This is a genomic window from Pseudomonadota bacterium, from assembly GCA_026388215.1.
GTDB lineage: Bacteria > Desulfobacterota > Syntrophorhabdia > Syntrophorhabdales > Syntrophorhabdaceae > JAPLKF01.
On the sequence record JAPLKF010000097.1, the window covers coordinates 1 to 9,193 of the forward strand.

The 9,193-nt window shown below is 43.5% G+C and carries 9 protein-coding genes; 4 read left to right on the plus strand and 5 right to left on the minus strand.

Annotated features, from left to right (window positions below; translation table 11 throughout):
- The coding region (locus NTU69_05715) for a hypothetical protein (protein MCX5803017.1) at positions 1–285 on the plus strand (285 nt) is incomplete at its 5' end.
- Positions 286–766: 481 nt separating this feature from the next.
- Here NTU69_05715 and NTU69_05720 read toward each other — a convergent pair.
- Both NTU69_05720 and NTU69_05725 read right to left on the minus strand, forming a co-directional pair.
- The gene (locus tag NTU69_05720; protein MCX5803018.1) at positions 767–2,020 is read right to left on the minus strand and encodes an ABC transporter substrate-binding protein; all 1,254 of its coding nucleotides are present in this window, start codon (positions 2,018–2,020) and stop codon (positions 767–769) included.
- Positions 2,021–2,227: 207 nt separating this feature from the next.
- Positions 2,228–3,979 (minus strand): DUF362 domain-containing protein, encoded by a 1,752-nt coding sequence (locus tag NTU69_05725; GenBank protein ID MCX5803019.1) that lies wholly within the window; start codon positions 3,977–3,979, stop codon positions 2,228–2,230.
- 163 nt (positions 3,980–4,142) lie between these two features.
- Between NTU69_05725 and NTU69_05730 the strand changes: the two genes are divergently transcribed.
- A complete protein-coding gene (locus NTU69_05730; GenBank protein ID MCX5803020.1) occupies positions 4,143–5,111 on the plus strand; it encodes an ExsB family transcriptional regulator in 969 nt (322 codons plus the stop codon).
- A 59-nt stretch (positions 5,112–5,170) separates the two neighbouring features.
- Here the strand turns inward: NTU69_05730 and NTU69_05735 are convergent, their stop codons facing one another.
- Both NTU69_05735 and NTU69_05740 read right to left on the minus strand, forming a co-directional pair.
- A complete protein-coding gene (locus NTU69_05735; protein ID MCX5803021.1) occupies positions 5,171–5,308 on the minus strand; it encodes a hypothetical protein in 138 nt (45 codons plus the stop codon).
- A gap of 20 nt (positions 5,309–5,328) precedes the next feature.
- Positions 5,329–5,769, minus strand: coding sequence for a hypothetical protein (locus tag NTU69_05740; protein MCX5803022.1), 441 nt, complete (start codon positions 5,767–5,769; stop codon positions 5,329–5,331).
- 526 nt (positions 5,770–6,295) lie between these two features.
- Between NTU69_05740 and NTU69_05745 the strand changes: the two genes are divergently transcribed.
- Entirely contained in the window at positions 6,296–7,351 is a 1,056-nt protein-coding gene (locus NTU69_05745; protein MCX5803023.1) for a DUF933 domain-containing protein, read from the plus strand.
- Positions 7,352–7,622: 271 nt separating this feature from the next.
- Here NTU69_05745 and NTU69_05750 read toward each other — a convergent pair whose 3' ends face one another.
- Entirely contained in the window at positions 7,623–7,949 is a 327-nt protein-coding gene (locus NTU69_05750) for a helix-turn-helix transcriptional regulator (GenBank protein MCX5803024.1), read from the minus strand.
- Positions 7,950–8,149: 200 nt separating this feature from the next.
- On the opposite strand from NTU69_05750, the gene NTU69_05755 reads away from it, so the two are divergent.
- Positions 8,150–8,917, plus strand: a complete 768-nt coding sequence (locus tag NTU69_05755; GenBank protein ID MCX5803025.1) for a hypothetical protein — start codon at positions 8,150–8,152, stop codon at positions 8,915–8,917.
- The last annotated feature ends 276 nt before the right edge of the window (positions 8,918–9,193 follow it).

The following is a 9,193-nucleotide window of genomic DNA, read 5'->3' on the forward strand; positions in this document are numbered from 1 at the left end:
GATGCTGTTTCCTATACTTGTTCTCTTTACCTGTTACTTTCGTGGATACAGGGTGAGCCATGGCAGGTACCCAGTACGGATACTGCCAGTCCATATCTGAGAGCAAAACCTGGAACCGAATTCCGGGCTGTTGTTACAGGCCCTCTTCCGCCCGCTGATATCCAACAACAAGGCCAAATTAAAGCTATACCCAAGCCACTACCTGAAAAACAAGGTGTAACGAAGACAGAACCTCTTAAAAAGCCACCCAGGCTGGCACCAGAACGGGTGAAACCGATCAGATAGAGAACACATTACAGGGTCAGGTCTTGAAATATAAGTTTTTATTTCTTTAACGATTACATAATCATTAGGCAAATTGTGAAGCCGGAAGAGATTTTTTCGTCTCTCTGGTTTATCTCGTCTATCCTGTCTATTTAGTCACGACAAGAAAGACTGAGTAGATTCCCACGGGTAAGCCCGTAGCACTATACATACGCTTAGCGTTAGCAACTGAAGCATTCACCCACACCTGAAGGCGTGGTCCTCTGTATGCTTGCGTCGTTCGTGGGAATCTACTTAAGCAAGCACCGCGAGCGAGAGGGGGAGGCTCCGCGGGCTTTGCCTGTGGAGGGGGCGACGCAAGCCCCTGTAATAGACCGGATAGACGGTATTTTAAGGTTGATTTGTGAAGGAAACAGCTTTCTGGCGCATAAAGCCGTAAGGAGTGAGTCGTAAAAGGCGGCGGCCTTTTAAATGACCGCCGCCAGCGAAACTTCAAATCAATTTATTTTTCCTTTTTCATCTTTTTTTCGTAATTGGCACGTACCGCCTTCAGCTCTTCTGGTGTCCGGCAAATCTCTTCTGCCTGAATGGGCTGCATATTTTTGAGGATGGCAAATCCATATTTCTCACTGTACATGGTCTCACCCCAGACAACATCTTCCACGACAGAATGATCCTCCTTCCGCATGATCTTCCAGCCTTCAGGGGTTTCCCATGCCAGGGGTTCTCTTTCCACTGCTTTTATAATCTTCTCTGTATTTGTCGAGCCCGCACGCTCTATAGCTGCTTTTATGAAATAGACGCCTGCATAGGTCTCTTCAGCCATATAGTCTGGATATTCTTTAAACCTTTCGTAATATGTTTTAACAAAATTTCGGTTCTTTTCCGTATCCGGTGTGAGGAAAAAGTAGCGAGCTGCCACAAATGTACCTTCAGGGATATCCTTTCCGAGGGGCATGAGTGTCTCCAAAGCTGCTCCATCGGGGAAGGCAAATTTGATATTATCAAAAAGTTTGAACGGGAGGGCCTGTTTGATAAAATTGACTGCATCCACACCCCACAAAGGTGACCAGACTGCATCGGGTTTTGCTTCCACAATTTTTTTAATAAAAGGTGTATAGTCTGACTCCATGAGCTTCGGCCACAGCTCGCCCACAATCTCTATGTCTGGTTTCAATTCTTTCAACTTGTCTCTGAAAGCTGCCCATGATTCATGCCCGTAATTGTAATTGGGCCCGATGCACATCCAGCGCTTATAAGGCTTTGAAGCCATATAATATGCCCCTGATCGTGAGTGCATCATTGCATTGCTCAGGACACTAAACTGGTAGCGGCTGAACTGGGCGTCTGTCATTGAATTCGCTGCTGCCTGTGTCAATATTAAGATTTTCTTGTTCTCAGTGGCAATTTTTGATACAGCGACCGCTGCACCACTCGAAGTGGGGCCTATAATAAAGTCTACCTTGTTGTCAACTATGTATTTCTTGGTAATCCGAGCCCCTGTTTCAGCGTCCAGCTTGGCATCTTCAAACATGGCTACTACTTTTCTTCCCAGGATACCGCCTTTTGCGTTAATTTCATCAACCGCTAACTGAACTGCCTGATTTCCGTGTTTACCATACCCCCCCATCGGTCCAGACATAACAAAGAGAACACCTATCTTAATAGGTTTTTCTGCCGCAAAAGCAGTGCCGAGAGCCAAGACTAAAATCATACAAAACACAGTAATTCCAATAGCCCATTTTTTTCCTGACATACTTACCTCCTCTAATCTTCTCAATAAATACCCCCAAAATAAAACAGAACAATTGCTACTAACTACTTACGTATCCCACCTCCTTTCAGTGATATTTACTTGCTCTTTTCTGTTCAACCCTTTATGTAGGGATTTTCTCTTTATTCTTCCCCAATACAAAATTTTTTGCAATAAAAACTTGGTCGAAGACCGAATAAGCTGAAAGGCTTAAGCCATCGACAAAATTTCCTGCAGCATCTCCTCCAGTTTATCCTCCTCACTCTTATCCGCATATTTGGGCCGCTCGATATCAGGGAACAAATGGAATATCCCTTTCATAATAACCTCTGCATGGGGAGGACAGCCTGGCAAATGAGTTCCCATTTCTGCATGGTGCTGCTGGCAGATGCCCATGAAGATGTTTGTTTCTTCCGGATTGATCTCACGTTCTGTTGCAGGACCGAGGAAGATGTTCACCTTTTTCTCAAAGGGCCTGTCGATTAAAAACCGGTTTGCATCCTTCGGATCAGGCCTACGCAATTTGTTCAGGACAAAATGGAGGTAACCCCTGCAGCCGCTACAGGCATGACCGACATAGATTGCAATATCCCTGCCATTATTTAAATTAATCTCCGGCTGTTTGAAGGGGCTTCTGAGTTTATTGATGGAAGGACCGATGATATTGATCTTCCTGGCGTCTATGGGGCCTAACCCCTGGATATATGCCAGAAGCACAGGCGGGGATGTGACAGGGTCAAGGCCCATGACCCTCATAGCCGTGGCATCTACCGCTACAGGGTTTGTCCCTCCAATCAGAAGGTTCATTCTCTTTGATGCTCCGGAGACCGGCCCAAAATCCTCCTGGCCAATAAGCCCATCAATAATAATGAGCTTTGGTTTAATAAGATGGTGAATATTAACAAGATTCTGCCAGAGCCCGAAAAAGTGTGACATGTACTTTTCGAGCGGCGGGACTGCCCCCTGAAGGCTCTTGACACTCAGGGAAGCAATTGCAGCAAAATGCGTCTTCAAGACCGGCACATTGATAATTACATCTGCTGTTTCAACTGTAAGTGGAATCTTCCTTGAAAGCATCCTCTTGCCTCCAGGCACTGCCTTCTCCACCTGTTTATCTGTATTCAGGTCAACGAGGCTCACCTTTTTGGGATCAAGGTCGATTAATTTATCATACCCGTAATGGAGAAATAGTTTATATGTTGCACTCCGGTTGATTGATGAACCTTCGGCGATCATTACTTTTCCAGCCACAGGCAGAATGAGCTCGGTCAGGGCTTTAATGAGCCGTATATCTGTGACGACCCCCCTCTTGTAAATGCCGTCCTTTAACCCGTGATCGGCTACGATATTAGGCTTAATCACTACAACCTCTCCTAATTTGACAAACTTCTTCAAACCTCCAAGTTTATGAATCAGATTTTCAAGCCCTTTCTTGATCTCGCTTGCGGTCCCACTCTCAGGGACCCTCTCAATAGCCACCCTCTCCTTTTTCCGGTAAATCCTGGCGGGTTTCTTTCCCTCAAGCCTTTCAAAAAGGACAGATATGCTTAAATCCATCTTGATTAGTGGGAATCCATCTGCAGTAAAGGACCTGGTAGGACGAAAACCATACTCCACCATCCATTGGTATTTTTCTTTATCTGCCCTTAGAACCTCTGCTGCAATAAGACTCTCCCTTGCAATGAGGGCATCGACCATGCGAGATTCAAGACCTTTTCCTTCCCGTTTTCCCTTTATAAGAATCTCCTCTATGGTGCTCTTCCCCGGATTATAGATAATCCAGCCCACATCCTTATCATTTTCCTTGACTGTATACTTAATGATATCGGGACTATCCTTCCACTGCCGCCACATCAAAGCTACATAACCAGGGTCAACATCTATGGCTCTATAGTAATTCTGAAAGCACTTCAAAAGGGCAGCGGATAACCTCCCCTTCTTCAGCGTTATTCCTGATACCATTCTATAAACCTCCTTTCATTGCTCTGTAACTTTCCTCTCAATAAGATTATCATAAGACGAGGGATTGCTTAAACAAAAAATGCTCTCTTTCATCATACATTTTTATTGACAATCAAAAAGGGCCTTCGTTATTATGGAGCAATTGATATACAAGGAGGGATATATGACAAAAATCAAAGAGATACCTCTTCAGAAATTGAGACCAGGAGCATTTATTAATGAAAAGGTAAAAGAAATTTCAAAAGCAGTAGGCAATGGTTTTGCGGTCAATGCCTTATCCGGTGGTGTGGATTCATCGGTTGTTACAATGCTCGGCTTCAAGGCATTGGGACGTAAACTCAAGACATATTTCATAGACAGCGGCCTTATGAGACATAAAGAACCACAGTATGTTGTCTCCCTTTTTAAAAAATTAGGCGTTCCCGTGAAACTCATCGATGCAAAGAAACAATTTTTCGATGCATTAAAAGGTATTGAAGACCCTGAGAAGAAGAGAGAGGCAATCACGCATGTATTTTATAAGGAAGTTTTTGGCTCTCTTGTGAAGAAAAGCAGTGCCAGGTTTCTCTTGCAGGGCACAAACTATACAGACATAGAAGAAACCGTGGCAGGGATAAAGAGACAGCATAATATACTGGCACAGCTTGGAATCGATACAAAAGAGGTATATGGATACCATCTGATTGAGCCACTGATAGAACTCAGGAAAAGTGCGATCCGCAAGGTCGGGAAGGTCCTCGGCCTGCCTGAGGAGATATATGCAAGACCGCCCTTCCCTGGACCTGCTCTTTCTGCAAGGGTAATAGGAGAAGTTACACCAAAAAGGGTAGAAATTGTGAGGAAGGCAACAAAAATCGTTGAGGAAGAGTTGAGCAAAACAGGTGCATTTCAGTATCTGGCCATTCTCCATAAAGACAGGGTAACAGGGATGAGAAATGGCAAAAGAGATTTTGGCTTGCAGATAGAGGTAAGATGCTGGGAGAGCACTGATGCAAAAGTGGCTACACCTACAAAGCTCCCCTTTGAGAAACTGATGAAGCTTGGAAACAGGATAACCCGTGAGGTTTTAGGTGTTGTGAGCGTCACCTACAACATCACGAGAAAACCACCGTCAACCATAGAAGCTGTGTAGCAAAGTAGATGTGCCACTTAAAATTTCTAATCTTGTCAATGCCAAAAATTTGGTTTAACCTATGGGGCTATATGCGCAAAGACACCCCTCATGGCCGTGACAAAGGTCCAGATCATGTTCAGTGCCGGCTCCTCAAGAAGTAGCCCTACCCCTTCCGGTGTGAGGACGAACACAAAAGGCACCTTCTGTTCTTCCACAGGTGTCTCCCGCAGACAGATTAATGTCCGCAGTTATTGCCAGTCAGGACCTTAATGGTTACAGACTCACCGTCGGCAACGAGCCCTTTGAAACGGACGCTTTTATCTCCAACGGTCAGCCGATGGTTTTCATAGTCGTGACTCCGAATTCTTATTTCTCCAACACTACGACGCATAATGGCCGTGCCCGACCCATCAGGTGTCAGCCCGTAGTACTCAAAGACACCGGCAGAAGGGCTTTCAACCCTGATGATGGAAATCCCCTCTGCCGGCTCGTAAATAAGTGTTTCCCGCACAGGTGCCAGATAAATGGAATTGATGAATTCCAGGTGGAATGATGTTCCTGCTTCAAGTGGCAGGCACAACAGTGTCCTCTCCGGTTCTCCTCCTGAGATAACAAGCTGTGTTGCTGGCCAGGCTGCCTGGGATGAGAGCATCCATGTCGCCAGAACCAAATACATACCGATGCAGATACTCCGCATGCCATGTGAAGTAAAATGGAGCCGTGGTTTACACATCACCTTATCTGTCCCGTTGCAAAATCTCCAAAATTTCGGGAATCTATTCATTTATCAGTTTTCTTATCATTCTATATAGATTTACAAAAAAAATCCAACCAGAACAGATAATATATCCTTATTTATTTTTTCTTGACAAGATAGCATTTATCAGGTGTCATTTCATGAGGCGACTTCCATTGATGACCCTGTGGAAACTGAAGGAGACCGGCTCGCTTACGCACCTCCATACAATGAAAAAACTTATAATTCAAGACCTGACCCCAGGTCATAGAAATCGTCAGTAATCCTTGAAATTTATCAGACTTCAATAAACATTTGAAATTTTAGCGTTTTTTCAGTATAATATTTGCTGCTCGTAAAAAATGTACTGGAAAGAAAACCTCATATCGGCACCGATGACCCGTCCGATTGGTAACACTTTCCCCTTATCAACCGAATAAAACTTTGCATTTAAGGAGATAAGAAGATGCACATTTATGTCATAGGTAGTTTTGGATGTGGTAAAACAATGCTCTTTCAGGCGCTGAGCGGGGTAATCACCGAAAACAAACCTGGCATGGATGCCGTTACTGTGATTGACGTCCCTGACGAACGTATTGAAAGACTGTCAGAAATATTTAACCCGAGAAAAACAGTCTATGCACGGATGACCGTGGCTGATACGGTTGCGATTGAAGAAGGGAATGTAAAGAGCGAGACAATAAGCGCAAAGACCCTTCTGGAGATGCGCAAAAGCGACGCCTTCCTGCTTGTGCTCCGTAACTTCGATAACGGAAGTCCGGTGGACCTCACAGGCGAATTCCTCACCATCATCCAAGAGTTTATCTTTTCCGACATTATGCAGATCGAGAACCGCCTTGAGAGAATCCGCAAGCAGTCGGGAAAGAAGGAAAATACTGCGCTTGTGCAGGAAAAGGCGTCCCTCACCGAATGCCTCAGTCACCTCAATTCAGGGAAACCACTTGCCACCCTTTCCCTTTTCGAACGGGACGGAAAGCACCTTAAGGGCTTCAGGTTCCTCTCACAAAAGCCGATGATGGTGGTAGTAAATTGCGAAGAAGAAAAATTGGAATCATCAGACCAGATAGTGAGTAACTTCAGAAAAACTATTCCCTCACACATCCCTGTGATCACTGTATGCGCGAAACTCGAAGCAGAACTCGCGCTCATGGCCCCTGATGAACAGGCTTCATTTATGGCAGAGTACGGTATCAGGGAATCAGTGGCAGGACGCATCATCAGGCTTGCCTTTGACACGCTTGGCCTCATCTCGTTTTTAACAGTAGGGGATGACGAATGCCGCGCCTGGCCAATAAGGAATGGGATGAATGCCCAGGATGCTGCAGAGGCAATCCACGGCGACCTCTCACAAAAGTTCATCCGGGCAGAGACAGTCTCCTATGACGACTTCATCCGTCTCGGCGGTTTCGCAGGCTGCAAGAAAGCTGGTCTCTGGCGGCTTGAGGGAAAGACCTATATTGTTCAGGACGGGGATATACTCTCCATCAGGGCAGGAAACTAAACAGCACGAATTTAAGGTTAAAGCCGGAACGCTGTTTCGTTCGCTAATCAACCTTAAAATACGTCTATCCTGTCTATTCAGTCTTTCTTGTCTATTTTGTCATGACCAGAGAGACGAAAGAAACGAGATGGACGAAAAAACGCTCCACAAAAGCTCTTCCGGCTCTGAACAGATTGCCTGATAGCGATTGATATCAGAAATTCAAAAGTTAGTCGTAACGTCTTGAATGGTAATTTATTAATTTATGTCCCCGTCTGTACAATTAATTAATCTACTTTGAATATACGATACCTTTAGTAACATTAAAAATAATATTTAGGTTTTTTTCGTTGGCTTCATTAAGTAACCTAATTATGTTCTCTCTAATCTCCTCACTTGTAACATAACCAACGAACTCAAAAAGGTCTTTTATTCCAACATGTAAGGCCACGGCAATTTTTTCGAGCGTTTCAAGTGATGGGTAACTTTTACCTACTTCTATTCGGCTTAAATGTTTTGGGTCAATGTTTACTTTTTCAGAAAGCTGGAATTGTGACAATCTCCTTATCTTTCGTATCTCCTTTATTCTCGCCCCCAATAGTTCTTTTGTACTTTTCATTAAGACCTCATTGTTATTAAACAATCATTTCTTCAAGATTTTTGAAACAACATAAAATGTAGAATATACTTGACAAATCCTACATTATTGTTTGAGTATTCTACTCATGAGGTTGATTCTCAATAGGTATTCATCTATTAAAGTTGAACGGTAGTTGGGGGGTTACATAAAAAAAATAAAATAGTAAGGGGGGAGTGATTATGAAAAAGTTAACGGGAATCATAGTAACTCTTATTTTCATTGTCTTTGCAACTTCAGTATATGCAGGCCAGTTTGGGCCACTGGAACCTTATGCTAAGGAAGGAAGTTTTTCATTTGGTGTTGGATACTTCTATGAGGATACAAAATGGGACAGCGCTACATTCAGAATAGCCGGAGTAAGTTTAGATACTGGAAAGTTTAGGACAGAATCAAACCAGATGTATTTACAGGGTTCATATGCCCCCACTAAAGGCTGGGAGGTTTATGGAAGGTTAGGTGCTGCAGATATGAAGTTAAAAATTGATGATACTGATGATTTAAAGGACAGTCAAAAGTTCTTTGGCACACTAGGGATAAAGAGTACTCTTTATGACAATAAGACCTTTAGTTGGGGACCTTTTTTACAGGGGACATATCGCTCCAATTATAAAGATTCGGTTTCTGCTACAGTGTTGGGTGTTCCTGTAAAAGCAGATTTTGAATTTAAAAATTATTACGATATTAATGCTGGATTCACAGGGCAGGTAAAGGTAAATGATTTTATCATATATGGTGGGGGTTTTTATACCTATGCCAATGCGAAAGCTGAGATTACGATGTCACTCTTAGGGGTTAGTTTGAGTGGCAGTGATACAATAAAGGTAAAGAATCCAGTAGGTGGTTTTCTTGGATTTAGTATCCCATTTACTAAGGAATTGAAATTCAACATTGAAGGCCAGTTTAAAGACAGGGTTTCAGCGGGTGGCATTCTTACATATTCATTTTAATTGTTTTAAAGGCCCGATCTGAAGTCAAATCAGTTCGGGCCTGATTCAATAAAGGCCGGAAGTACAAACCAAACCTTATTTTACTGATTTTGGTACAACAAATAAGGGGTCGGGTCTCCAAAATTCAAAAAATAACTTTCTTTGACATGATATAGGAAAATCTTATCGTTCAAAGGAGAGATGTATGGCACGACCGTTAGGAATAGAGCATTCGGGCGCTGCCGGAAAAATCTTCAACGTCTCCGACGGTGAATTTCATTCCATGAATCATATCAT